Source organism: Mesorhizobium sp. B2-5-7 (assembly GCF_006440875.1).
Classification (GTDB): domain Bacteria; phylum Pseudomonadota; class Alphaproteobacteria; order Rhizobiales; family Rhizobiaceae; genus Mesorhizobium; species Mesorhizobium australicum.
Map to the genome: position 1 here is coordinate 1,049,165 of NZ_VFUO01000002.1, position 26,837 is coordinate 1,076,001.

Consider the following 26,837-nt stretch of genomic DNA (forward strand, 5'->3'; position numbering starts at 1 on the left):
GACAGAAATGACAATAGCGAAGGAAACGGCCGAGCTTCTGGCGAAACTGGGCGTGGCCAAGGAGGCGCTTGACGGCGGCGACCTGATCGTGCGCAGTCCGGTGACGGGTGAGCGGATCGCGGCGCTGAAGACGATCTCGCCGGCCGACGCGGCAAAGACCATCGATGCAGCCCACAAGGCGTTCCAGTCCTGGCGGCTGGTGCCGGGTCCCAAGCGCGGCGAACTGGTGCGGCTGCTGGGCGAGGAACTGCGTACGCACAAGACCGAGCTTGGCCGGCTGGTGTCGATCGAGGTCGGCAAGATCCCGTCCGAAGGGCTCGGCGAAGTGCAGGAGATGATCGACATCTGCGATTTCGCCGTTGGTCTGTCCCGGCAATTGTACGGCCTGACCATCGCCACCGAGCGTCCGGGCCACCGCATGATGGAAACCTGGCATCCGCTTGGCGTCGTCGGTGTCATCTCCGCATTCAACTTCCCGGTCGCGGTGTGGTCGTGGAATGCCGCACTGGCGCTGGTTTGCGGCGATGCAGTGGTATGGAAGCCGTCGGAGAAGACGCCGCTGACCGCGCTTGCCTGCGAGGCGATCTTCAAGCGTGCGGTCAAGCGCTTCGGCATCGACGCACCGCAAGGACTGGCACCGGTTCTGATCGGCGACCGTGCGGTCGGCGAGATACTGGTCGACCATCCCAGGGTGCCGCTGGTCTCGGCCACCGGTTCGACCCGCATGGGCCGGGATGTCGGTCCGCGCCTGGCCAAGCGTTTCGCCCGCGCCGTGCTGGAACTGGGCGGCAACAATGCCGGCATCGTCTGCCCGACGGCCGATCTCGACATGGCGCTGCGCGCCATCGCCTTCGGCGCCATGGGCACCGCCGGCCAGCGCTGCACGACGCTGCGCCGCCTGTTCGTCCATGACAGCGTCTACGACGCCTTGGTGCCGCGGCTGAAGAAGGCTTATCAGAGCGTCTCGGTCGGCAATCCGCTGGAGACCTCGTCACTGGTCGGTCCGCTGATCGACAAGGCCGCCTTCGACGCCATGCAGAAGGCGCTGACGGAGGCGGCCGCGCATGGCGGCAAGGTGACTGGCGGCAGCCGGGTCGAGAACGGCCATCCCGATGCCTATTATGTGCACCCGGCGCTGGTCGAAATGCCGAAGCAGGTTGCACCGGTGACGGAAGAGACCTTCGCGCCGATCCTCTATGTGATGAAGTATTCCGATTTCGACGCCGTGCTCGACGAGCACAACGCGGTCGGCGCCGGCCTGTCGTCGTCGATCTTCACCCGCGACCTGCAGGAATCCGAGCGCTTCCTCGGTGTCGACGGTTCGGATTGCGGCATCGCTAACGTCAATATCGGTACTTCCGGCGCGGAGATCGGGGGCGCTTTCGGTGGCGAAAAGGAAACCGGCGGCGGCCGCGAGAGCGGTTCAGATGCGTGGAAAGCCTATATGCGGCGCGCCACCAACACCGTGAACTATTCCAAGGCGCTACCGCTCGCCCAGGGCGTCTCGTTCGACATAGATTGAGAACGCCGGCCCGGTTCGGGTGTCGTTGCGCACCCGAACCGTTTGCGACCGGAGGTTGATTGCCGAGTGCAGTTATGCTACCATCTTCCGCATGGTGCCGACATGCGCCGATGACCCGCCGCAAGGCGGGTTTTTGTTTCACGGTTCTTGTGTTTGGTTGGTTGTCGCCAACAGGCAGGTGACGCCGGCGACGCGGTTAAACCGCTCTACGGCATGTCGCGGCGAATAGGATTCGCCCGACCTGCTGTAAGCCCCTGATTTATGCAGGTCGTTGGCCCGGAGCCGGGTGCCATCCATTAAGTCCCTGTTTTTACGCGATTCCGGGCGGAAACATACCCTTCCTGGAAGCGCTTTGGAAACGGCCAAAAAGCACGCGCAGGTTGACAACCTTCCGGTTGCTGCAACATCCTGCCGATCTTTGACTCGGAGGTAGTTATGACTGTTTCGATCAACCGCCGCACCTTTTCCATAGGCACAGGAGCTTTGGCTTTGGCCGCCGCCGGCCTTTCGCCGGCGCACGCGCAGCAGGCTTTTTTCCGCATCGGCACGGGTGGAACGTCCGGCACTTACTATCCGGTGGGTGGCCTGATCGCCAACGCCATCTCGGCAACGGGGCCGGCCGGCGTCGAAGGCCTGGTCGCCACCGCCACGTCCTCCAACGGGTCGGTCGCCAACATCAGCGCCATCCAGTCGGGTGCATCCGAATCAGGGTTTACGCAATCCGATGTCGCCTACTGGGCATATTCGGGCACTGGCCTCTATGAGGGCAAGCCCAAGGCTGATGACCTGCGCCTCATCGCGACGCTCTATCCCGAAACGATCCATCTGGTCGCCCGAGCGGATGCTGGCATCAAGACGGTGGCGGACCTGAAGGGCAAGCGCGTTTCCCTCGACGAGCCGGGCTCAGGGACCATTGTCGACGCGCGCCTCGTGCTCGGCGCATACGGGCTGACGGAGAAAGATGTGCAGCCCGAATACCTCAAGCCCGGTCCGGCCGGCGAGCGGCTCCAGGATGGCGCCATGGACGCCTATTTCTTCGTCGGCGGCTATCCGACCGGCGCCATCGTCGAACTTGCCAGCACCAACAACATCACCCTGGTTCCAATCACCGGCCCCGAAGCCGACAAGCTCCTGTCCGAGCAGAAGTTCTTCTCCGCCGACACTGTGCCGGAAGGCACCTACAAGAATGTCGGCGAGACCAAGACCATATCCGTCGCCGCGCAATGGGTGACCAGCGCCAAGCAGACCGACGACCTCGTCTACAAGATCGTCAAATCGCTTTACAGCGACGCGACCCAGAAGGCGCTGCAGGCCGGCCATGCCAAGGGCAAGCTGATCACGCTCCAGAACGCGGTCACCAGCGCAGGCATTCCGTTTCATCCCGGTGCGGAGAAATTCTACAAGGAAGTCGGCGCCCTGAAGTAGGAGCTACCAGCGCGTAGGACCGATGGACGACAGCGAGGCGGGAGGCGTGCTTTCCGCCTCTTTTGCCTGGAAACTCAGGACACGGAACCGGCCATGAGCGACGATGACAAAATCACGCTTTCCGCGATGGAGTTCGATGAGGAGAAAGCTCGCGAACTGGAGGAGAAATTCGACTCCGAAATCCGATTCCGGCCATTGACCCAGGCCGCGGGCTGGCTGGTCGGCTTCCTCCTGGTGGCGCTGTCGCTGTTTCACTACTACACCGCCGGCTTCGGATTGCTGCAGGAGATGCTGCACCGAGGCATCCATCTGTCGATGGTGCTGGCGCTGATCTTCCTCGTCTTCCCGCTGGTGAAGAAGGGTTACGACCAGCCCGCGCAATCCAGCTTCCTGCGGCCGCTTGGCATACCGCTTTTCGACTGGCTGCTGGCGCTCGCCGCCGTGGTGGCCGTCCTGCACGTGCCGATGATCCCGCTCGACGATCTTGCCTTCCGCGTCGGCAACCCCACGACGCTCGATGTGGTGTTGGGCGTTATCCTGATCCTGCTCCTCCTGGAAGCGACGCGCCGCTCCGTCGGCATCCCGCTGCCGATCATCGCGTGCATCTTCATGGCCTACGCACTGTTTGGGCGGTACATGCCGAGCATTCTGGTGCACCCCGGCGCGTCCGTTTCCCAGCTTGTCGATCACCTCTATCTGACGACGCAGGGAATCTACGGCATCGCGCTCGGCGTCGTCGCCACCTACGTCTTCCATTTCGTGCTGTTCGGCGTCTTCGCAACCCGCATAGGCCTCGGCCAGCTCTTCCTCGACTGTGCCGCCTGGGTCGCCGGCCGCTACGCCGGCGGTCCCGCCAAGGTATCGATCTTCGGCTCGGCATTGTTCGGCATGATCTCCGGCTCGTCGGTCGCCAACACCGTCACCGTCGGCTCGCTGACCATCCCGGCGATGATCAAGCTCGGCTACAAGAAACATTTCGCCGCGGCGGTGGAGGCGGCGTCCTCGACCGGCGGTCAGGTCACGCCGCCGATCATGGGCGCGGCCGCCTTCCTGATGATCGAATTCCTCGAACTGCCCTACACGACCATCATTCTGGCCGCCATCGTGCCTGCCTTCATGCATTTCTTCGGCGTGTTCATGCAGGTGCATTTCGAGGCCAAGCGCACCGGCCTCAGGGGGCTCAGGCCGGACGAGATGCCCGACGTCGTCGAGGCGCTGAAGCGGGACTGGCCGACGATCATCCCGCTTGTCGTGCTCATCGGCGTCCTGCTCTCGGGCTACACGCCCTACATGGCCGCCTTCTGGGGCATTACGCTCTGCATCGCCGTCGGCTTGCTCAATCCGCGCCGTCGCATGTCGGTTGCCGACATCGCAGTATGCCTGCGCGACGGCGCCAAATATGCGCTCGCCGTCGGTGCCGCGGCCGCCACCGTCGGCATCGTCGTCGGCGTCGTCACCCTGACCGGCGTCGGCTTCAAGCTATCCTACATCGTCACCTCGACGGCAGGCCAGTTGTCGCTCCTGTTCGGCACCTTCATCCCCGAGTCGATCTTCTCGGCTCAGGGCCTGACGCTGCTGTTCACCCTGCTCATGACCGGCGTGGTCTGCATCCTGATGGGCTGCGGCATCCCGACGACGGCCAACTACATCATCATGGTGACCATCGCGGCACCCGCGCTGGTCATGCTGGGCACCGAACCGATCGTCGCCCACTTCTTCGTCTTCTATTACGGCCTGCTGGCCGACATCACGCCACCGGTAGCGTTGGCCGCCTATGCGGCGGCCGGCATGGCGGGGGCGGACCCGTTCAAGACAGGCAACACCGCCTTCCGGTTAGGGTTGGGCAAGGCGCTGGTTCCTTTCGTGTTCGTCTTCTCGCCGTCCCTGCTGCTGGTGACAAAGGACTTCACCTGGCCGAATTTCTTCCTGGCCTTTGGCGGCTGCGTGCTTGGTATCACCTGCCTCGGGGCCGCCCTGTCGCGCTATCTGCTGGTGCGAACGCGCCCATGGGAGAACGTGCTCCTGGTATTTGCCGCCCTGCTACTGGTGGCGCCCGAGCTCTATTCCTCGCTGCTCGGCCTGGCGCTCGTCGTTCCCGTCGTGCTGCGCCATTGGAGCGCACGCCATACCGAAGAGGCGCAACCAGTCTGACCGGCGCCGCGCCCGCGCGATCGACGCTTTAAATAAGCCTGCATCACCTTCACAAGCTGGGAGGTGGCGGGACTCGGCGGTCGGTGGAAAAACACGCTGCAAAGGCGCTGTCGACGACGGCCAGCTTGGCGGCCTGGACGATCATGTATTCCTCGTAGAATCCGTGCGACACCCACATCACCGAATTGCCGCGCTGACCAAGCCAGCCAATGCTACCGAGTTCCTCCGCCGTGCGCAGTTTACGGCTGAGATGGGTCCGCGACAGCTTGAGCCATTTGGCGAAGTCGCCGATCGAAACCACGCCGGTCGGAATTCGCTCCAGCCCGGCATGGTCGGGGTTGATGCCCGACATCAGCCAGTCCATGACGATGCCGCCATTGTTGAGCCAGATGAAAAGGGAAAAGGTCTGGTTGGGTTCGCGCACCGGCTTTGAGGCTAGCAAGCCGTCCGCCACCAGGGGCTGCAGCGTGGCAAGCATGTCTGGCCGCTCCAGGAACCTGGCCAGCCGGTTGCCGCCATCGATATGGTCGAGCGTGCGCAGATGGGCTGTTACCCAGCCGGTGAATCGCTCAATCGTCGCCGCCGTCGGTTGCAGGGGATGCGTGCGGCCGTCCCCACCCGCCACATACTCGGCGATGTTGTAGTGCAGCATCTCCTTGATGAAGGCGTCCGCCGTGTTGCGGCTGGCAACCGCGTTCTTGTGCACGACCTCGATGAAACGCGATACGGTCAGGTCCTTGCGGCGGTCGTTCGGGTCGCGCCTGAAGTGCATGGCAAGGCCGACATGGCCCAACAGCCAGCGCTGCTGCGTGGCAAAGATCGAAGCCAGCCGCGGGCTTTCCTCATAGATGCGGATCAGGGACTGCGACTGTTCCTGAACGTAGCGGTGCAAGGCTGGATGGCCGGCTATGTCTTGCAGATTCAGCGATGATCTCCCGATGCCTTGAATCAACTCGCATGGCGAGATTGCGTTCCCCATTTTCCAGTCTTCGACATCTGTGTCCAGACGTACCAACTACGAAGAACAGGGCCAGCCGAGACACAGATCCACGGCAACGGTTATCGTCTCGTTTGCTATGGCTTGAGAACCCCTTCCCGAATCGTTAGCCGAACGGCGAGATCCAGCCGCAGCGTGGCGCAACGGTCGTCAAGGCGTTTCCAGTTGCTGGTCCATGGCGGCATCTTTCACCTCCATCAACCAAATGAGTCCCAGCCAAGTCGAATTAACCGTTGGACAGGTTGAAGCCCTTGCGGGTTCCGCCGATTTCGCAAGGCCGTGCCACCTTGCCAGGTGGGACGGACACCTTCACTCGGCCGCCTGAACCCGACGGGCCTGGATGATCGTGCGGATTTCCGACCGGCAGGAACCGCAATTGGTACCTGCCTTCAGCGTGGCGCCGATGGCTTCGACACTGTTGCAGCCGGCCGCCACGGCCGCGGTAATCTGGTTCACCCCGATGTTGAAACAGGAACAGACGGTCGCGCCGGCATCGGGCCGCTCGGCACCGGCACGGCCGGCGACGATCCTGAAGCGTTCGCGCTGGCTGGCGTGGACCTCGCCGAGCTGCTCGGCGGCCCAGCCGCGCGACACCGCGACCGGACCGGGTGCGATGAACAAGGCACCCGCCAGATGCTCGCCTTGGAAGGCGGCGATGCGGTGCTGGCCGGCCTCGCGGTCGTGATAGGCGAGCATTTCGGCATCCGCGGCATCGAAGAGAGAGCCGGCGAAGGCCGTCCAGTCGATATCGTCATTGGCAAAGGCCAGTTCGACCCGCCAGCCGCCCCGGCATCTGGCGGTCGCCCAGTAGTCGGCGGCCATCGTCACGGGCCTTTTGCGTGTCACGGCAAAGCCAAAGGCCCCAGCGGTGAATTTCTCGATGCGGGCGGCGACATGCTTTAGCGCCGGCTGCCCCGACACGGGATCGGCAAGCGACGCTGTCAGCGTGTCGAGCCGGCCCCTGGCGGCGAACTGGTCGGTCCAGTGCATCGGGGCGAACAGGCTGCCCGGGCGCTGGCGCGTTGTCACCAGCACGCGGACCAGCACTTCGCCGCGCGGAGTCGAAACGCGCGCGATGTCGGCGTCGCCAATGCCGTGGCGTTGTGCATCCTCGGGATGGATTTCGACGAAGGGCTCGGCGATGTGCTGGGACAGGCGCGGGCTTTTGCCGGTACGCGTCATGGTGTGCCAATGGTCGCGGATCCGGCCGGTGTTGAGGACGAGCGGGAAGGCGGCGGTGATGCGGGTCTCGACGGTTGGGCGCAGAGCGATGAAGCGGGCCTTGCGGTCGGGCGTGTAGAAGTTGCCGTCGGCGAAGAAACGGGTTGGTTGGCGTTCAATCGAAGTGGCCCCCTCTGGCCGAGTTCCAGCCTGAGCACCCCCTTCTGATTGAAGCTGAGCTTGAGCACCCCCCTCTGGCCTGCCGGCAGGCCAGAGGGGGGTGCCTGGGCTCGGCGCCGGCCAATGGAACGGAGCCAATCCTTCGTAGTCCTCAACATCGATCGCAGCATAAGCGCTGATGTCGAAATCCCGCTCGCCATCATTTTCGAACCCCGACAGCGCGGCGTGCTCGGCAAAGATCCCCGCCGGGCTCTTATGCGCAAACGCCTCGCCAAAGCCCATCCGCCTTGCGACTTCCGCAATGATCCACCAGTCGGGCCGCGCCTCGCCGGGGGCGGCCAAAAACGGCCTCTGGCGCGAGATGCGGCGCTCGGAATTGGTGACGGTGCCGTCCTTCTCGCCCCAGGCCGTGGCCGGCAGCCGGACATGGGCGTGGCGGACCGTGTCGGTCTCGGCCAGCACGTCCGACACCACGACGAAGGGGCAGGCCTTGATCGACGCCTCGACTGCCCCTGCATCCGGCATGGAATCGACCGGGTTGGTGGCCATGATCCACAACGCCTTGATGCGCCCATCGGCCACCGCCTTGAACATCTCGACCGCCTTGAGACCGGGCTCCCCGGCAATCGCCGGCGCCTTCCAGAAGCGCTGCACGCGTTCGCGATGCCCGGGGTTTTCGATCTCCATGTGGGCGGCGAGCATGTTGGCCATGCCGCCGACCTCGCGGCCGCCCATGGCGTTGGGCTGGCCGGTGACCGAGAAAGGGCCGGCGCCCGCTTTTCCGATGCGGCCGGTGGCGAGATGGCAGTTGATGATGGCGTTGACCTTGTCGGTGCCCTGGGACGACTGGTTGACGCCCTGGCTGTAGACGGTGACGGCCTTTTCGGTCCTGGCGAACAGGCTGTAGAAACGGCTAAGTTCGTCCTCGCTGAGGCCCGTGGCGGCAGCGACGCCGGCAAGGTCCAGCGTCGAGGCGGCGAACAGGGCTTGTCCGAATCCGGCCGTATGCGCCGTGATATAGGCACGGTCGAGCGCATTGTGCTGGCCGAGCCAGGCGAGCAGGCCGGTGAACAGGGCAACGTCGCCATCCGGCGCGATCGCCAGATGCATGTCTGCGATGTCTGATGTCATGGTACGGCGCGGATCGACCAGCACGATCTTCATCTCGGGCCGCTTTTCCCGGGCAGCCGCGATGCGCTGATAGAGCACGGGATGGCACCAGGCGAGATTGGAGCCGACCAGCACGATCAGGTCGGCCAGCTCCAGATCCTCGTAGGTTCCCGGCACAGTGTCCGAACCAAACGCGCGGCGATGGCCGGCAACCGACGAAGCCATGCAGAGCCGCGAATTGGTGTCGATGTTGGCCGAGCCAATGAACCCCTTCATCAGCTTGTTGGCGAGATAATAATCCTCGGTCAGCAACTGGCCGGAGACGTAGAAGGCGACCGCGTCGGGGCCATGTTCGGCGATGGTGTGCTGGAAGGTCGAGGCGACGACGTCGAGCGCCTCGTTCCAGCCGGCGGGGCGGTCGTGGATTTGCGGATGGAGCAGCCGGCCGTCGAGGTCGATCGTCTCGGCCAGTGCGGAGCCCTTGGAACAGAGCCGGCCGAAATTCGCGGGATGATCGGGATCGCCGCGGACAGATACCTGCCCGTCCGCGGTGATCTTCGCCAGCACGCCGCAGCCGACCCCGCAATAGGGGCAGGTGGTCCTCACCTCGCGCGCTGCGTCAATCTCCATGGTTCAGGCCGCGCGGCTGGCCAGCGCTTCCAGCGCGACGAACAGGTGCTCGCCCTCCCGCTTCACGGGAATCGTGCGCACGGCGCCTTCGTCGGCGCCAAGCGCCTTACCCGTCTCCAGCGAGATCACCCAATTGTGCAAGGGGCAGGTCACCGCCGCGCCATGCACGATGCCCTGGCTCAGCGGCCCGCCTCTGTGGGGGCAATGGTCCTCGATGGCGAAGACCTGGTCGTCGGCGGTGCGAAAGACAGCGATCTTGCCTTGCGGGGTGGCGACACAGCGCGCGCCACGGCGGGGAACGTCGGAGAGGGTGCCGATCGATGTCCAGGTCATAGGTGTGCCTTTGCTTGATATGAATGTGCCAAGGCACCCCCCTCTGTCCTGCCGGACATCTCCCCCGCAAGGGGGGAGATTGGCAGCTTGAGCGCAGGCGCATTTTCTTCAGCGCTGGAGATTGGCGAAAGCAGATATGACATCCGATCTCCCCCCTTGCGGGGGAGATGGCCGGCAGGCCAGAGGGGGGTGCCTCGCGCTGACATCGCCATCACTCCGCCGCTTGCGCAAACCCGACCGACGCCATCGGCCGGAATTCGTGCTTGTCCTTGCCGGACACGCGCTCGGACCAAGGGTCGACCTGGGCGAATTTTTGGGAAAAGACAAAGCGATCGTAATACGCCTCGCGCTTCTCGCCATCGTCCATGATCTGGCGCTTGATCTCGGCGATGCCGATGCGCTTGGCCCATTTGTAGATGCGTTCGAGATAGCGGCCCTGCTCGCGATACATCTGCGTCAGCGCCACGATATGCTCCAACGCCTCGTCCTCGGTCCTGACCAAGCCGAGCACCTCCGTGCCCTTGATGTCGAGCCCGGCGGCGCCGGCGAAATGGATCTCGTAACCGCTATCGACGCAGATGACGCCGACATCCTTGCAGGTCGCCTCGGCGCAATTCCTCGGGCAGCCCGACACCGCCATCTTGACCTTGGCCGGCGTCCACGAGCCCCACATGAACTTCTCGATGCGGATGCCGAGACCTGTCGAATCCTGCGTGCCGAAGCGGCACCAGTCCGAGCCGACGCAGGTCTTCACCGTGCGCAGGCCCTTGGCATAGGCATGGCCCGAGACGAAGCCGGCCTGGCCGAGATCGGCCCACACCGCCGGCAGGTCCTCCTTGCGGATGCCCAGCATGTCGATGCGCTGGCCGCCGGTGACCTTGACCATCGGAATTTCGAATTTGTCGACGACGTCGGCGATGGCGCGCAGTTCGGCCGCATTGGTGACGCCGCCCCACATGCGCGGCACCACCGAATAGGTGCCGTCCTTCTGGATGTTGGCGTGGACGCGCTCGTTGATGAAGCGCGACTGGTAGTCGTCGGCATACTCGTCCGGCCAGTCGCAGACGAGATAGTAGTTAAGGGCCGGCCGGCATTTGGCGCAGCCGCAGGAGGTCTTCCACTCCAGCTCCTGCATGACCGCCGGAATGGTCTTCAGTCCCTTGGCCTTGATCAGCCTGCGCACGTCGTCATGGCCGAAAACGGTGCAGGAGCAGATGGGCTGCACGGCGGCCGGGTTGTAGGTGTCGCCAAGGGTCAGCACCATCAGCTTTTCAACCAGCCCGGTGCAGGAGCCGCAAGACGCCGACGCCTTGGTGTGGGCGCGCACGTCGTCGAGCGAAGTCAGGCCCTTGCCCGTGATCGCGCCCGTGATCTTGCCCTTGCAGACGCCGTTGCAGCCGCAGATTTCCGCATCATCCGGCAAGGCTGCAACGGCCGCCATAGGGTCCAGCGGGGCACCCCCCTGGTAGGACTGGCCGAAGATCAACGTATCGCGCATCTGCGATATGTCGGTCTGTTTCTTCTTCAGGTCGTTGAACCAGGCGCCGTCCGATGTCTCGCCATAGAGCACGGTGCCGATGATGCGGTCATCCCTGAGCACCAGCCGCTTGTAGACGCCGGCCGAGGCGTCGCGCAGCACGATTTCCTGGCGGTCGTCGCCATCGGCGAAGTCGCCGAGCGAGAAGAGGTCGATGCCGGTGACTTTCAGCTTGGTCGGCGTGTCCATGTGGACGAAGGCGGCGGTCTCGTCGCCGGCAAGCTGATGAGCGGCGACACGCGCCATCTCGTAGAGCGGCGCCACCAGCCCGTAGACCATGCCGCCCACCTCGGCGCATTCGCCGAGTGCGTAGATATCCGGGTCGTTGCTGCGCATCCCGGCATCGACGACGATGCCTCTGTTGACGGCAATGCCTGCATCCTTGGCCAGTGCCGCGTTCGGCCGGATGCCTACCGCCATGACCACCAGCGTCGCCGGGATGGTTGTGCCGTCGGCGAGTTCCACCCGCTCGACCTTGCCATTGCCGGTGATTGCCTGCGTGTTGGCCTTGGTGACGACCTTGATGCCGCGCTGCTCCACCGCGCGCTGCAGGAGGTAGCCGGCGGCCGGATCGAGCTGGCGCTCCATCAGCGTCGGCATGACGTGCAGCACGGTGACATCCATGCCTTGCGCGTTGAGGCCGGCCGCCGCCTCCAATCCGAGCAGGCCGCCGCCGATGACGACGGCCTTGGCGCGCGACTGGGCGGCGAGCATCATCGCCTGAACGTCGTCGAGATCGCGGTAGGTCAGCACGCCCGGCAGATTGTGGCCGGGCACCGGGATGATGAACGGCACCGAGCCGGTGGCGATGACAAGCTTGTCGTAAGGCTCGGTGACGCCGTGGTCGGAGGTGACGGTCTTCGCTTGCCGGTCGATGGCCATGATCTTGTGGCCCTTGTAGAGGGTGATGTCATTGGCGATGTACCAGCCGTCGCCATGGATGATGATTTCCTCATAGGCCTTCTCGCCGGAGAGCACCGGCGACAGCATGATACGGTCGTAATTGACCCTGGGTTCGGCGTTGAAGATGGTGACGGCGTAGCGGCCCGGCGCCTGTTCCAGCAGATGCTCCAGCATGCGCCCGGGCGCCATGCCATTGCCGATGATGACGAGTTTTTCGGTCATGGCGTTACTCCGCGGCTTCGACGAAGCGGTGGCGTTCGTAGAGGAACTTCAGGACCGCCTCGCGGCAACGCAGGAATGTCCGGTCGGAGGCAAGTTCAATGCGTCGGCGCGGCCGCGCCAGCGGCACGGGCAGCACCTCGCCGATGGTCGCCGCCGGGCCGTTGGTCATCATGACGATGCGGTCGGACAGCAGCACCGCCTCGTCGACGTCATGGGTGATCATGATCATCGTCGAACCCAGCCTGGAATGGATGTCCATCACCGCGTCCTGCAGATGGGCCCGCGTCAAGGCGTCGAGCGCACCAAACGGCTCGTCGAGCAGCAGGATCTTGGGTTCCATGGCAAGCGCCCTGGCAATGCCGACGCGCTGCTTCATGCCGCCGGAGATTTCGGCCGGCCGCTTGTCGCTCGCATGCGCCATCTGCACGAGGTCGAGATTGCGCATGATCCAGTCATGCCGCTCGGCCTTGCTCTTCGAGCGGCCGAAGACTTTCGACACCGCCAGATTGATGTTCTCGTAGACGGTCAGCCACGGCAGCAGCGAGTGGTTCTGGAACACAACGGCGCGCTCGGGGCCGGGGCTGTCGACCTCCTTGTCCTCCAGCAACACCGCGCCGGCGGAAACCTTGGTCAAGCCGGCGATCAGGTTGAGCAAGGTCGACTTGCCGCAACCGGAATGGCCGATGATGGAGACGAATTCGCCCTTGTCGATGGTCAGCCGGATGTCCCTCAGCACATCGCTTACCTGGCTGCCACGAGCGAAGGATTTGTCGATATGGTCGAGCTTGAGATAGGCGGTCATGGCGCTCTCCTCACTTTGCCGTCGTGCCGCGGGTGACAAAGGCGCCGACCGCCGCGACCAGGCGGTCGAGGCAGAAGCCGGTGACGCCGATATAGGCGAGCGCGACGATGATGTCGGGCAGCCGTGACGAATTCCACGCGTCCCAGATGAAGAAGCCGATGCCGACGCCGCCGGTCAGCATTTCGGCCGCGACGATGGCGAGCCAGGACAGGCCGATGCCGATGCGCAGGCCGGTGAAGATGTAAGGCGCAGCGGCCGGCACCATGATCTTGATGAAGAATTCGAGTTGGTTCAGCCGCAGGATGCGGGCGACATTGCGATAGTCCTGCGGGATGTTGCGCACGCCGACGGCGGTGTTGATGATGACCGGCCAGATAGAAGTGATGAAGATCACGAACAGAGCCGACGGGTTGGAGTCGCGGAAGGCGGCGAGCGACAGCGGCAGCCAGGCGAGCGGCGGCACGGTGCGCAGGATCTGGAACACTGGATCGAGGCCGCGCATCGCCCAGATCGACTGGCCGACCAGCGCGCCGAGCGCCACACCGACGACCGCCGCCATGCCGAAGCCGATGGCGACGCGCTGGAGCGAGATCAGCACCCGCCAGGCAAGACCGATATCCTGCGGGCCGTTGTCGAAGAATGGATGCGCGATCAGGTCATAGGCCTCGTTCCACACCTGGCTCGGCGGCGGCAGGCTTGCCGTCGGCGACGAGCAGGCGACCTGCCAGACGACAAGCAGAAGGGCGATGACGATGGCGGGCGGGACGAGAGCGCTGGCCACCTTGGCGGCGACCGCCACCGGATCGATACGGCGCCGCGCTTTGCCGGTGAAGGCGACCACCTCGGCTGGCTTGGCCGGGAATGCTTTCACCTTGGTGTCCTCGACGGCTTGGATGGACATGTCCTGGGGATACTCCGTGGTGTGCTGGTGCGGTACTGAGCGCCAAACGGCGCTGGCGCCGTTTGCGTTGGGGCACAAACGGCCTGACTAAGCCGATGCCTTGATGGTCAGGCTGTCGAGATAGGCCGAGGGGTTGGCCGGATCGAAAGTCTTGCCGTCGAAGAAGGTCTCGACGCCGCGCGAGGACGAGGCTGGGACGTCGCTCGCGGCGACACCGAGTTCCTTGGCCGCCTCCCGCCAGATATCCTCGCGGTTGACCTGGTCGACCAGCGCCTTGATGTCGGTGGTCGGCGCGAACTTGCCCCAGCGGATGTTTTCGGCGAGGAACCAGCTGTCGTGGCTCTTGAACGGGTAGGAGACGCCGCCCTTCCAGAATTTCATGTAGAGGTCGGTGGCGCTGGCGACCCGGCCATTGCCGTAGTTGATGTCGCCCTTGAGGCGGCCGATAATGTCGGCGACGGGCACATTCATCCATTGCCGCTTGCCGATGATGGCGGCCATCTCGTCCTTGTTTTCCTTGGCGTCGCACCATTGCTGTGCCGCCATCACCGCCATGACGATCGCCTTGGTGGCGTTGGGATATTTTTCTATGAAGGCGGCGCGCAGGCCGAGCGCCTTTTCCGGATGGCCCTTCCAGAGTTCGCCGGTCGTGGCGGCGGTGAAGCCGACGCCCTGATGGACAAGCTGTTCGTTCCACGGCTCGCCGACGCAGAACACGTCCATATTGCCGACCTTCATGTTGGCCACCATCTGCGGCGGTGGCACGACGATGGTCGAGACGTCCTTGTCCGGGTTGATGCCGCCGGCCGCCAGCCAGTAGCGCAGCCACAGATCATGGGTGCCGCCCGGGAAGGTCATGGCGGCCTTGACCTCCTTGCCCTCGGCCTTCTTGGCGGCGAAGGCGTCCTTCAGCTTGGCGGCATCGAGGCCGACGCCGGTCGCGGCATATTCCTGTGCGACCGAAATGCCCTGGCAGTCGTAGTTGAGGCGGGCGACGATCGCCATCGGCAGCGGCTGGTTGTTCTGCGTCACCTTGCCGGTGTGCATGAGGTAAGGCATCGGCGTCAGGATGTGGGCGCCGTCGATGCCGTTGGCTTCGCCGCCGAGCATCAGATTGTCCCGCGTCGCGCCCCAGGAGGCCTGCTTGAGCACCTCGACATCAGGCATGCCGAATTTCGCGAACAGGCCCTTCTCCTTGGCGATGATTAGGGGCGCGGCATCGGTCAGCGCAATGAAGCCGAGCTTGGCGCCGGTTACTTCGGGACCTTTGCCTTCGGCATGAGCGCCGGCGGGAAACAATGTCTTTGCGGCGAGGAACAGTCCTGCCGTCAGCGCGCTGCTGGCCAGAAAATCGCGGCGGGTGAAATCCTTGAGGGACGTGCCAGTTCCGATCCGTTTCGTCATCGTCGTCTCCGGTTGGGCGCGGTTGAAGCGCCGTCGATTGCGTGTTCGGCCAAAAACAAAAAAGCCGCCGGCCAGGCTTCGCGCATCCCTGGGGATTGCGCAGTGACCTGAGCGGCAGCTTTGCCTGTGGCGCCCGCCATTGGACGCCTGTTCCATTGCCCGTGAAGGGCTCGTTTATTTCAAAGCAGGAACCGTGCCAGTTTACCTCTGGCCGAAAAATACAAATGGATTCAGGATGATGGGAGCATTATGCGGGGACCCGATCCGTCGCGACTGAGGTCAAACATTGGTCAGCTCACCTTTCGAGCGCATAATTTTTGTGCAATGCACAAGCATGGCGCTAAAATGATCAGGCTTCCCCGATGGCTGATTTTTGCCTCTCGATATAGGCGTCGATCTCGTCTGGATCGAAGATCTGGCCATCGAAGAAACCGTCCGGTCCGAGCATGAGGCCGGCTCCCGTCGCGCCTACCGCGGTCGCGGCCTTGAGTGCGCCTTCGACCTTGGCATTGGCGCCGGGCAGCGCCACCCCGAGTGGCTTCAGTGCCGAGCGGTAGAGATCTGGGCGGTAGCAGTCGCGGGCGATGGCGAGATTGTCGGGCGTGTGCGCGACGTGGCCCCAGCGGACCATCTGCGTGTAGAACCACAGCGAATGGCTTTTCCAGGGAAAGTTGGCGGCCTTGTTGAACGGCACGAAGAAGTCGTCGATGTCCAGCTCGGCCCCGCCGCCCAGCCGGAGATGGCCGGTCAGGATCGGCATCTGGACCGCCGGCGGCAGGCCAAGGAAGCCACGTTGCGCCATCACCGCGGCCAATTCGTCACGGTTCGCCGGATCCTGGCACCAGCGCGCCGAGTGATGCAATGCGCGCAAGAGGGCCGCCAGCGCCTCTGGGACCTGTTCGGCCCAGGCCTTGCGCACGCCAATCACCTTCTCCGGGCTGTTGCGCCATATCCGTGCCTTGACGGTGACGATATGGCCGGTGCCGGCCGCCACCGCGGCGCTGTTCCAGGGCTCGCCGACGCAATAGCCGTCGATGCGGCCGGCGGCCAGCGCGTCGGCCATGAAGGGCGGCGGCACGATGACGATCTCGATCTCGCGCGATGGATCGACGCCGCAGGCGGCAAGCCAGTAGCGCAGTTCATAATTGTGCCCGGAATGCGGATGCACGACGGCGAAACGCAGTGGGTCGCGGCCGGCGTCGGCCCGCTCGCGGATGAAGGCGCCAAGTGCCGCGCCGGCACGGGCCGGATCGAGATCGGGTACGGCACCGTGCGCCGCCATGCCGGCCCAGACGGCGTTGGAGATGGTGACGCAGTTGCCGCCGAGCCCCAGCGAAAAGGGCACGATGGTCTCGGAGGCGAGCGGAGTGAGGCCCAGATTGCAGGCGAGCGGCATCGGTCCGAGCATGTGCGCGAGGTCGAAATGGCCGATGGCGATGCGGTCGCGGATGTTGGCCCAGGAGGTCTCGCGGTGCAGGGTGAGATCGATGCCTTCGCGCGCGGCAAAGCCCAGTTCGCCGGCCGCGACCAGCACGGCGCTATCGAAAAGCGGCATGAAGCCGGCGGTGATCTGGTGCTCGGCGCCCATGCTCATTCGTCCTCCGCCGGTCCGAGAAGCCCGGCGGCAGTCACCAGGCTTTGGGCGATGTCGCCGATCTTGCGGTTCTGGTTCATCGCGGTCTTGCGCAGCAGCGTGTAGGCGGCCTCTTCGGTCAGGCCGCGCGACTTCATCAAGATGCCCTTGGCGCGGTCGATCACCTTGCGGCTCTCGAGCTCGCTGCGCGCCTCTTCCAGTTCACGTGCCATGCGCGAGAAAGCGTTGAAGCGGCTCACCGCCATGTCGAGGATCGGCTTGACGCGCTCCTGCCTCAACCCGTCGACGACATAGGCCGAAACGCCGGCATCGACCGCGGCCTCGATCGAGGCCTGATCCGAGCGGTCGACGAACATGGCGATCGGGCGCTTTACGGCCCGCGACAGCTGGAACATGTTTTCCAGCATGTCGCGGTTGGGATTTCCAAGGTCGATGACGATGACGTCGGGTTCGATCTCGGCAATGCGGCGCGTAATGCCCGAGACGTCATGGATGACGGTGACCTGCTGATGACCCGCCTCGCGCAATCCGGCTTCGATTATCGAAGCGCGGATGCGGTTTTCGTCGATCACCAGGACGGCGAGGGAAGTTCGGACCATGCCCGCATTATGAGCAAGGCCGCAAATTTGTGCAATGCAGCATAGCCGCCGACCTTGGGAGGTCGGCGGCTATGCCCGGAATGCCTGGTGGCGAAAAGTCTCTGCTTGGCAGGAGACGTTGATCAGCCGCAGACGCGAACGTCTTCGACCACCCTGTGGTGGTGGCGCCAATGCACGACCGTCTCGATGTGGCAGCGGTGATGGCGGTGGTGACGCCAGCGGTAGCCGCCATTGTCATACTGAACGCTCTGGTCGCCATCATACTCGTTGTCGTAGCGGCGCTCATGATGACGGCGCACGACAATTCCGGAATCTTCGTCCGAGGAATACTGGTTGCCGTCGTCGGACTGGATAGTCACGCTGGCAGCCTGCGTGGGCGCAATCGCCGCAGCTGTCGCGGCAAACGCCAGCACCGAAGCCAAAATCAACTTTTTCATTCCGTCCTCCTGCATGTTCAACACACATAAACTCGCGGAACAACCGGGTGTTCCGCTCAAATCCACACGCTTTGCGAGTCTGGCGATATCAAGCCGTTATCGGCCGCATATTACAAGTGGACGAAGGCGGTCAGCGGCAGATGGTCGGAGGCCACGCGCGACAATGGTGTGTCATGCGCTTCGATGGTCCCGATCATGCCGTGCCGGTTGGCCATGATCCGGTCGAGCGCCAGCAGCGGCAGATTGGACGGGAAGGTGGGGACGGCAGGGGGCTGCGGGCCGAAGCTCGCGTGCAGCGTGTTCAGCGCGGAGCGGTTTCCGAGCCGCCATTCGTTCAGGTCGCCGAGCAGGAGCGTCGGCTTCTCGTCGGGACTGTTCATGATATCCAGCACGACCTGGGCCTGCTGCGAGCGGGAGCGGCGCAGCAGGCCCAGATGGGCCGCGATGATGCGCAAGGACTGATTTCCGTCGAGATCGATTTCCGCGACCACCGCGCCGCGCGGTTCGAGACCCGGGAGCCTGATCTGATGCACGTCGCGAACGACGCCCCTTTTGAACAGCAGGACATTGCCGTGCCAGCCATGGCCTTTGCCCGTTGCTGAAATGGGCACCGGCACGAGGCCGGTTTCGAGTTCTAGACGGTGCAGGTCGAGAAGCCCGTCACGGTCGCCGAAACGATTGTCGGCCTCCTGCAGGGCGATCACGTCGGGGGCGATCTCCCGGATGACGCGGCTGGTGCGGTCGGGATCGAACTTGCGGTCGACGCCGATGCATTTGTGGACGTTGTAGGAAGCGACCAGCGTCCCGGTGACGCCGTCCCTCTTCGCCGAGAAGGCGTTGGCCTTGCGCATCCGCCGGTCGCGAATGGACAGGAGCATATTGGCCGGCAGGCTGCGCCCGTTCATTCGCATCGCGCGCCGATCGTCCTTGCTGTTCTCACCATGCACCTAGAAATAGAGTCTTTCAGCCGATGTTCCATGGTTGGCGACACCCTATCCGGTAAACACGTCGTTTTCTTAAAGACAGGTTTTTTCCCAGAGATAGTTTTCTAGAGATAGGGAGATCCCAGCCAGAGCATGCGATCGAACAGCCGGATGATGAACGGACGCGCCCGCAAGGAGGCCAGCGTGACTGGGACGGCCGTTTCGATCGCCGATCCGATCCGGGTCTCGATCTCGGTGGCAAAAGCCGCATCGAGGACCTCAAGGTCGATCTCGAAGTTGAGCCGCAGCGAGCGGGCATCGAGGTTGGAGGACCCGACATAGGCCCACGCGCCGTCGATCGAAAGCAGCTTGGAATGGTCGAAGGGCCCTTCCGTGCGCCATATGCGGCAATAATTCTTCAGGATCTGGTCGAATTGCGCGGTCATGGCGCGATCGACAAGGAAGAGGTTGTTCACCGCCGGCACCACGACATCAATCTCGACGCCGCGCCTGGCCGCGGTGATCAAGGCACTGATCAATTCCCGGTCCGGCAGGAAATAGGGCGACATCAGCCGTATCGACTTGCGCGCGACCGAGAAGGCGCCGATCAGCAGTTTGTGGTTGGTTTCGTTGCTTGCATCCGGTCCGGATGCGACCGCACGCACCAGCATCGGTTGGCCGGCGGATGGCGAAACCGGTGTGATCCGCCAAGCATCGCCCTTCAGCGCCTCCTTGGTGGCAAAGCGCCAGTCCTCGGCGGCGACGGAGAAGAGATCGGCGACAACGGGGCCGGTGACCTGGAAATGCGTATCCCTGGCGCTTTTCGACCCGGCGAACTCCGCCGAAAAACCCTTGCGGATGTTCATGCCGCCGGTAAAGGCAACCGTGCCGTCGACCACCAGGATCTTGCGGTGGGTCCGCAGGTTGGCATAGGGCAGGCGCAGGCCCATGACGATGTTGCCGTTGAAGACATCCGCCGTGATGTTGGCGCGGCGCAGATGCCCCAGGATGCTGGGCACGGAGTAGCGAGCGCCGACGGCATCGATCAGCACACGGACGGTGACGCCGCGCTGGACGGCGCCGGCCAGCGCTTCGACGAAAAGCAGGCCGACGGCGTCGTTGTCGAAAATATAGGTCTCGAGCAGGACGCTGCGCTCGGCCCCGTCGATCGCCGCGCACATGGCCGGGTAGGCCTCGTCGCCGCTTTCCAGCACCTCGATTGCATTTCCCGGGTTGAGCGTTCGCCGCGCCACCCTGTCGCCCAGCGTCCTGAGGCCAGTGAACCGCTGTCCATAGCGCTCGATGATCAACGCCTCTTCGAGGGCGACGTCGCGTTCATGCTTGGCCGACACCAGGCCATCGGCGAGCGGGCGCTGGGCGCTGATCGTGGCGCGGCGGATGCGATTGATGCCGGCCACGGCATAGATCAGCACGCCGAGGATCGGCGACAGCACCATGATGCCGACCCAGCCGGTGGCGGCGCGGACGTCCTCCTTGGTCATGACAGCATGGGCAATGCCGATGGTCGCCATCACCACCGAGATGATCGCCAGTATTTGGGGCCAGTGAATCGCCAGGGTCTCGAACATTGCCGGGACTATCCAGCGAGCGCCCGCATAAGGCAATGCAGCCGGCCGTATCCACGTCTCTGCATGTGCGAGAACGGCGGCGCACGGTTATTTGAGCAGGCCAACCAGGACGCTGAAAGCGGCGTCGATATCGGCGCGGACCGCAGCCTTGACGGCCTCGCCGTCGCGAGCACGGCAGGCCGCCGCTGGTCGCGAGAGCCTCGGCCGCCAAGCGTGGCTCTCCAGCTGGTGGGAACGTTCGTTTGAGGATTGAGCAGTTGGCTCGATCAACCTGCGATAAATTCCACCCGAGAGAGCCCAGCCTCACCGCGTGGGAAAGCATAGAGCCGGTGCGATCCGGCGCCGTCCCGCGCTGCTTTGGTCATCGAGGCTTCCTGTACTTTGGTACCGCATCCATTGTATATCAGAGGGAATGAAATTAGCGATGTAACACTTCGGTTGATGGCGATGGGGGCGCCGAATGATGACGTTCAACTTCGAGGGTCCACCAGTGGGCGACGGCGATGCGCCGGCCGATTGCCAGGACCAGTTGCTGCCTCTCGTCGATGAGATCGTCCAGGCTGCGGTGGCGGCCGGCTGGAAGCGGGACGATGTTCTTCTGGCTTTCGTGGAACTCGCCTGGGATCTGTACGAGAACCAGGGGTGATCTGTAGCAGCGGACTGCCAATCACCGGCTCCGACCGTCGGCTTCCATGCTCGACCTCGCGGGCAAGCCATCAATCAGCGCAGGCGGCGCCAGGCACCTGCAATCAGCGGTTGACGAGAACACAGAATCGCGCGACCGGGCGTGTCAGCACCGATTGGCGAACTCCTGGATGGCGAAGACCTCGCGCCGAGCGAAAATGAAACGCTCGGCAACTCCCATTCGCCGCCATTCTTTGTTTCTTTTCTCGAATAAAGATTTTTCTTTGCACGTGGGAGTTCTTCCCAAGCGAAGATGGCTGCGTTACGCTGTCTTCGGGGCCGGGAAGGGGATGTGAGGCGTCGTCGGACGGCTGAGGCAGTGCGAATGAAAAATGCGGACGAGGCACGGGAAAGCGGCATTTCCCGAGGCATCGATCGGAAGCGAGCAGCTCGATACGTCCTGGACATCATTCCTGAAAGTGCAGGTCCGCGCAGGGCCACAGCGCAAGGAAGCGTGATTTATTCCGTTTGCGGGCCCGGCTCGCAGACATTCCTGGCCAAGGAGTACTCCGCAGGGATCGTGCTTGCGCCCATGCAGCCTGCGCATCGTTCGCCGTCCGGACGGATCGCTCACATGAACGGGCCTGACGACGACGCCGGCCCGCGTCGAGCAATCACGAATTGTTTTTCGCGGGAACGGCCAGGGAGGCCTCGGGTTGAACTTTATCTGGAACTTATCAGGAGGCCGAAGAATGCCGGGCGATGATGGTTTCCCCGGGTCAGTTTCTCGAATCAATTCGGCGCGGCAGCCGGCGCTCACTGCAAAAGGCGGGCTTTCTCCCCGCGCCGCACGCAAGGTGCAAGACTTCCTGCACGAGAACTTCACCCGCAAGCTGGCGCTTGCCGAGATGGCCGCGGTGTGCGGGTTGTCGCCTTCTCATTTCGTGCGGGCGTTTGCCAGGACGTTCGGCGTGCCGCCGCATCAATATGTTCTCGACCTGCGGCTGGACCTCGCCGAAAGGCTGCTTGCCGACAGCCGCATGACGATCGCCGACATCGCTCATTCCAGTGGATTTTCAAGCCAGAGCCATTTTACCACCGTGATGAAGAAATACCGGCAGGTGACCCCATTGCAGGCGCGGGTACGGAAGCTTAACGCCAAGATTAGATGATGCGTTGCCCGCACCGTTGCTTGATTACTTGGTTTTAAAGCAGTTGCTAAGGTAACGAGCTGTTAACCTCCGCCTATATGCTCGGGTCTTTTCTCACAAGACAGCAATTTCGTGAAATACGGCAAGCAGGAATCATGTCTTCCTGCCGTGGACTGGAATTGTCAGACGATTCCATGCCGGCCAGCGGAGGGCACCATGACCGACAATCAGATTTCGAGCGGCTCGCCTGTTGTGCAGCGCCGCGCGGCGCATCTCGCCGGCAACTGGATCGCGAATGCCGATCCTCGCTCTCGCTCGGTTCGCCGTCGTTTGATGGCGGTCTTGCGCATGGCTCATCGCGCGCTGGGTATGGGGCGCAAGCGCCTGGGGCTGGGAACGCTGGGCGTCGGCGGGGCGCCGGCCGCGATGCTGGGCGCCTTCGCGATCGGCATGGCTGCAACGCCGGCCCTGGCGCAATATCAGGCGGGCGGCGGGTCCGCGACAGGCGGCAACGCCGTCGCCATCGGTAACGGCGCCACGGCGAATGGCAATAACAGCACGGCGTTGGGCACCTCAAACAGTGCAACGGGCGACGCTACGATCGCCATCGGCTATGCGATGAGTGTCAATGGCCTCAATTCCATAGGCATAGGCGTGTTCGCGGGCGCGACCGGCGTCAACGCCCTCGCTTTGGGCGGGAACGCCCATGCCAACGGGGACGGAGCAAGCTCGATTGGCGTCAACTCGGTTGCAGCCGCAGGCGCGGCCGCCTTTGGCCTGAACGCGCGTGCCGACGGATTGAACTCGACGGCGATCGGCTACGTTACCCGGGCGACCGGGCTGCGCGCCACCGCGCTCGGGTTTGGGGCAACAGCGTCCGGGCTGGATTCGCTTGCCCAAGGTAATAGCGCCGTCGCAAGCAATCAGAACGCCATCGCCATCGGCTTCCAGGCGACCGCGACCGCGATCAATGCCGTCAATCTTGGCAACCGAACTGTTGCGGGAGGGGGCGCCCTTCAGGAAAGCGCCATCGCCATTGGCACGGACGTACTGGCGTCTCAGGTTGATTCCACTGCGATCGGGCGTCAAAGCAAGGCAACGGGCACGTCCGCCATAGCGATGGGCGTCACAGCCGCGGCATCGGCAACTAACTCGGTCGCCGTCGGCGCCAGCACGGTTGCATCGGGAGCCTTCGGGGTCGCCATGGGTAACCAAGCGCAGGCGCTTGCAGCCGGTGGTGCTGTTGCGATAGGCTCGGGCGCAATCGTTGCCAGCACCGCGACCTCGGGCCTTGCGCTCGGCAACAATGCAAATTCCGGTGGTATTTTATCGGTTGCCGTAGGCGCCGGTACCAACGCCAGCGGCGACAATTCCACAGCCACCGGACGCCAGGCTGTTGCGAGTGGCACAAACGCCTCCTCGTACGGGACAGGATCCAAGGCTACGGGAGACAATTCCCTCGCTGCCGGCGTCAGTTCCAACGCCAGCGGGGTTGCCAGCACCGCACTTGGCATCGGCGCCGCGGCGTCGGCTACGAGCGCCATCGCCATCGGCAACAATGCCGCGGCCACTTCCACCAACGCGGTTGCCATGGGCACCAACGCCGTGGCGACCGGCGGCCAAGCCGTCTCGATCGGTGCGAACAACACCGCCTATGGTGACGGCGCGGTCGCCATCGGCGATCCGAGCTTCGCCAGCGGCACCGGCGCCTTCACCGGCGGCGCCAACAACATCGCCAACAGCGACGGCACGGCAACCGCCACCGCCGCCAACCAGGCCGCCGGCGCGGTCGCCATCGGCAACAACAACAAGGCGATCGGGCAAGGCTCCGTCGCGCTGGGTAACGGCTCCACCGCGGGCGCCGCCGGTTTCGTCGGCAATGTCGCGCTGGGCAACGGCGCCTCGGCGGCGGCAAGCTCGGGCGACGTGGCGCTGGGCTCGGGCTCGGTGACCGCCGTGGCGGTCGGCACCGCCAGTGGGGTGGTCAACGGCACGACCTATGCCTTCCAGGGCACCAACCCGACCTCGACGGTCAGCATCGGCGCGCCGGGCGCGGAACGCACCATCACCAACCTGGCTGCGGGGCGGATCAGCGCGCTCTCGACTGACGCGATCAACGGCTCGCAGCTCGCCGCCACCAACCAGGCGGTCGACGCCATCGGCGCCGTCGTCAACAACATCAATGTCGGCGGCGGCATCAAGTATTTCCACGCCAACTCGACGCTGGCGGATTCGCAGGCGCTGGGAGCCGATTCCGTCGCTGTCGGCCCGAACGCGGTGGCCAACAATGCCGGCGACGTCGCGATCGGCCTGAATTCGACGTCGGGCGCCACGACCAATGTCGGCGGCACGACGATCGGCGGCGTCAACTACACCTTCGCCGGCGGCACGCCGGCGGGCGCCTTCTCGGTCGGCTCGGCCGGCGCCGAGCGCCAGATCCAGAACGTCGCCGCCGGACAGTTGAACGGCGGTTCGACCGATGCCGTCAACGGCTCGCAGCTCTTCGCCACCAACCAGCAGGTGACGCAGAACACGACCGACATCGCCAATATCGGCGGCAACATCACCAATCTCGGCAACACGATCAACAACATCGCCGGCGACACCTCGGCCATCTACACCAACGCCAATGGCGAGGGCATCCGCTATGCCCGCACCAACGAGACCGGCCTGGCGCAGACCGATTCCTTCGCGCAAGGCGTCGGTTCCACCGCAGTCGGCTACCAGGCGACCGCGACCGGCGTCAGCGCGCTTGCGCTCGGCCGCGACAGCGCGGCAAGCATCGACGGCAGCGTGGCGCTCGGTCAAGGTTCGGTCTCTGACCGCGCGATCGCTCCGGCTTCCGGGCAGATCGCGGCCGGTCCGTCGAACTTCATCCAGTACAACACGACCGACAAGACGCTGCTCGGCGCCGTGTCGGTCGGTACCGCCACGGCCTACCGGCAGATCACCAACGTGGCCGACGGCACGCAGGACCAGGACGCCGTGACTGTGCGCCAGCTGGCGGGAGCGATCGCGGCGGTCTCCGCCACCTCGACGAAATATTTCCATGCCAATTCGACAGCCGGCGACTCGCTGGCGGTCGGAGCGGAATCGGTCGCGGTTGGCCCGACCACGGTCGTCAATGGCGACAATGGCGTCGGCATCGGCAATGGAGCCGTCGTCGACCAGACGGCACCCGGCGGCACCGCCATCGGGCAGAACGCCCATGTCATGCTGGCCGACGGCATCGCGCTCGGCACCGACTCCACCGCCGCCGGCGTGCAATCCATCGCACTGGGCGCCGGCGCCCAAAGCACCTTCGCCAACAGCGTGGCGCTGGGCGCGTCGTCCATCACCACGGTCGGCGCGCAGGCCGGCTACACAGCCTTTGCCCTCGGCGCCGCGCAGACATCGGCCGGCGAAGTGTCCTTCGGTGCCGCCGGGGCGGAGCGCAAGCTCACCAATGTCGCGGCGGGTTCGGCTGATACGGACGGCGTCAACGTCTCGCAGTTGCGCGGTGTCTCACAAAATGTTTCCAACCTGTTCGGCGGCGGCACCACGGTCAATCCCGACGGCTCGATCACCGGGCCGACCTACAACATCCAGGGCAACAACTACTCGACGGTCTATGACGGCTTCACCGCCGTCAACAATGCGCTCACCACCATCAATAATGGCGGCGGCATCAAATATTTCCATGCCAATTCGACGCTGGCCGACAGCCTTGCCGGCGGCACCGACGCGGTGGCGATCGGGCCGGAGAGCGTGGCGAGCGGCACCGACAGCCTGGCCGCGGGCCATGGTTCGACGGCCACCGGGCAGGGCGCCGTGGCGCTCGGCCAGGGCGCGCAGGCCAACAATGCCAGCGATGTGGCGCTCGGCTCCGGCTCGGTGTCGCAGACCGCCGTCGGCACGTCCAACACGGTCATCAACGGCAAGACCTACGCCTTTGCCGGCACGACCCCGGACGGCACCGTCAGCGTCGGCGATGCCGGCGCGGAGAGGACGATCACCAATGTCGCCGCCGGACGCGTTTCTTCCGACAGCACCGATGCGATCAACGGCTCGCAGCTCTACGCCACCAACACAGCGATCGAAGACCTTACCAAAACGATCGGCGGCATCGGCGGCACCGTCCAAAACACCGTGCAGTACGACACCGTCACCAATCCGGACGGATCGACGACCAAAATCAACAAGATCACGCTGCAGGGCGGCGATCCGAATGCGCCTGTCGTCATCTCCAATGTCGGCCCCGGCGTTGCCGGTACCGACGTGGTCAACGTCAACCAGCTGAACCTGAACCTGGCTCAGAGCAAGACCTATACCGACCAGGTTGCTGTCACGACGTTGCAACAAGCCAACACTTATACCGACCAGAAGTTCAGCCAGCTCAATTCCGACATCAGCGGCATCCGGGACGAAGCACGGCAGGCGGCGGCAATCGGTCTGGCGGCAGCCTCGCTCCGCTACGACGACCGTCCCGGCAAGCTGAGCGTGGCGGCGGGCGGTGGCTTCTGGCGGGACTCGAGCGCCCTTGCCTTCGGCGCGGGCTACACCAGCGAGGACGGCCGCATCCGTGGCAATGTGTCCGGCACGGCGGCGGGTGGAAATGTCGGTGTCGGCGCCGGGCTGAGCTTCACCTTGAACTGAGGCGGGG

General features: G+C 64.3%; 18 protein-coding genes. 6 read left to right on the forward strand and 12 right to left on the reverse strand.

Going from position 1 to position 26,837, the window contains the following annotated elements; genetic code table 11:
• Positions 1-7: 7 nt before the first annotated feature.
• From FJ543_RS12595 to FJ543_RS12605, 3 genes are all read left to right on the forward strand, one after another.
• A complete protein-coding gene (locus FJ543_RS12595) occupies positions 8-1,522 on the forward strand; it encodes an aldehyde dehydrogenase family protein (protein ID WP_140875282.1) in 1,515 nt (504 codons plus the stop codon).
• A gap of 435 nt (positions 1,523-1,957) precedes the next feature.
• Positions 1,958-2,947: a TAXI family TRAP transporter solute-binding subunit gene (locus FJ543_RS12600; RefSeq protein WP_015315949.1), complete on the forward strand. Its 990-nt coding sequence runs from the start codon at positions 1,958-1,960 to the stop codon at positions 2,945-2,947.
• Positions 2,948-3,040: 93 nt separating this feature from the next.
• On the forward strand, positions 3,041-5,098 hold the full coding sequence (locus FJ543_RS12605) for a TRAP transporter permease (protein WP_140875284.1): 2,058 nt from the start codon (positions 3,041-3,043) through the stop codon (positions 5,096-5,098).
• Positions 5,099-5,147: 49 nt separating this feature from the next.
• On the opposite strand, the gene FJ543_RS12610 is transcribed toward FJ543_RS12605, so the two are convergent.
• The 12 genes from FJ543_RS12610 to FJ543_RS12670 all read right to left on the reverse strand — a co-directional run bounded on the left by FJ543_RS12610 (position 5,148) and on the right by FJ543_RS12670 (position 20,420).
• Positions 5,148-6,077, reverse strand: a complete 930-nt coding sequence (locus tag FJ543_RS12610) for a hypothetical protein (protein ID WP_140875286.1) — start codon at positions 6,075-6,077, stop codon at positions 5,148-5,150.
• Between the two features lie 327 nt (positions 6,078-6,404).
• On the reverse strand, positions 6,405-9,176 hold the full coding sequence (locus tag FJ543_RS12615) for a nitrate reductase (RefSeq protein WP_140875288.1): 2,772 nt from the start codon (positions 9,174-9,176) through the stop codon (positions 6,405-6,407).
• A 3-nt stretch (positions 9,177-9,179) separates the two neighbouring features.
• On the reverse strand, positions 9,180-9,509 hold the full coding sequence (gene nirD / locus FJ543_RS12620) for a nitrite reductase small subunit NirD (RefSeq protein WP_140875290.1): 330 nt from the start codon (positions 9,507-9,509) through the stop codon (positions 9,180-9,182).
• A gap of 211 nt (positions 9,510-9,720) precedes the next feature.
• Positions 9,721-12,171, reverse strand: coding sequence for a nitrite reductase large subunit NirB (gene nirB / locus FJ543_RS12630; protein WP_140875293.1), 2,451 nt, complete (start codon positions 12,169-12,171; stop codon positions 9,721-9,723).
• Between the two features lie 4 nt (positions 12,172-12,175).
• Complete coding sequence (locus FJ543_RS12635) at positions 12,176-12,973, reverse strand: ABC transporter ATP-binding protein (RefSeq protein WP_140875295.1); 798 nt, start codon at positions 12,971-12,973, stop codon at positions 12,176-12,178.
• A gap of 10 nt (positions 12,974-12,983) precedes the next feature.
• Positions 12,984-13,874 (reverse strand): nitrate ABC transporter permease, encoded by an 891-nt coding sequence (ntrB, locus tag FJ543_RS12640; RefSeq protein WP_140875297.1) that lies wholly within the window; start codon positions 13,872-13,874, stop codon positions 12,984-12,986.
• 87 nt (positions 13,875-13,961) lie between these two features.
• The gene (locus FJ543_RS12645) at positions 13,962-15,278 is read right to left on the reverse strand and encodes a CmpA/NrtA family ABC transporter substrate-binding protein (protein WP_140875299.1); all 1,317 of its coding nucleotides are present in this window, start codon (positions 15,276-15,278) and stop codon (positions 13,962-13,964) included.
• Between the two features lie 349 nt (positions 15,279-15,627).
• On the reverse strand, positions 15,628-16,866 hold the full coding sequence (locus FJ543_RS12650; RefSeq protein ID WP_181173978.1) for a CmpA/NrtA family ABC transporter substrate-binding protein: 1,239 nt from the start codon (positions 16,864-16,866) through the stop codon (positions 15,628-15,630).
• A gap of 2 nt (positions 16,867-16,868) precedes the next feature.
• On the reverse strand, positions 16,869-17,471 hold the full coding sequence (locus FJ543_RS12655; protein WP_140875303.1) for an ANTAR domain-containing response regulator: 603 nt from the start codon (positions 17,469-17,471) through the stop codon (positions 16,869-16,871).
• 122 nt (positions 17,472-17,593) lie between these two features.
• Positions 17,594-17,908 (reverse strand): hypothetical protein, encoded by a 315-nt coding sequence (locus FJ543_RS12660; RefSeq protein WP_140875305.1) that lies wholly within the window; start codon positions 17,906-17,908, stop codon positions 17,594-17,596.
• A 110-nt stretch (positions 17,909-18,018) separates the two neighbouring features.
• Positions 18,019-18,819: an endonuclease/exonuclease/phosphatase family protein gene (locus tag FJ543_RS12665; protein WP_140792819.1), complete on the reverse strand. Its 801-nt coding sequence runs from the start codon at positions 18,817-18,819 to the stop codon at positions 18,019-18,021.
• 137 nt (positions 18,820-18,956) lie between these two features.
• Positions 18,957-20,420 carry a phosphatidylserine/phosphatidylglycerophosphate/cardiolipin synthase family protein gene (locus FJ543_RS12670; protein WP_140875307.1) on the reverse strand — a complete coding sequence of 488 codons (1,464 nt, stop codon included), beginning with the start codon at positions 20,418-20,420 and terminating at the stop codon, positions 18,957-18,959.
• 460 nt (positions 20,421-20,880) lie between these two features.
• Between FJ543_RS12670 and FJ543_RS12680 the strand changes: the two genes are divergently transcribed.
• From FJ543_RS12680 to FJ543_RS12695, 3 genes are all read left to right on the forward strand, one after another.
• Positions 20,881-21,066 carry a hypothetical protein gene (locus tag FJ543_RS12680; protein WP_140875309.1) on the forward strand — a complete coding sequence of 62 codons (186 nt, stop codon included), beginning with the start codon at positions 20,881-20,883 and terminating at the stop codon, positions 21,064-21,066.
• 730 nt (positions 21,067-21,796) lie between these two features.
• Positions 21,797-22,216: an AraC family transcriptional regulator gene (locus tag FJ543_RS12690; protein WP_181173963.1), complete on the forward strand. Its 420-nt coding sequence runs from the start codon at positions 21,797-21,799 to the stop codon at positions 22,214-22,216.
• Positions 22,217-22,411: 195 nt separating this feature from the next.
• The gene (locus FJ543_RS12695; RefSeq protein ID WP_140875313.1) at positions 22,412-26,830 is read left to right on the forward strand and encodes a YadA-like family protein; all 4,419 of its coding nucleotides are present in this window, start codon (positions 22,412-22,414) and stop codon (positions 26,828-26,830) included.
• The last annotated feature ends 7 nt before the right edge of the window (positions 26,831-26,837 follow it).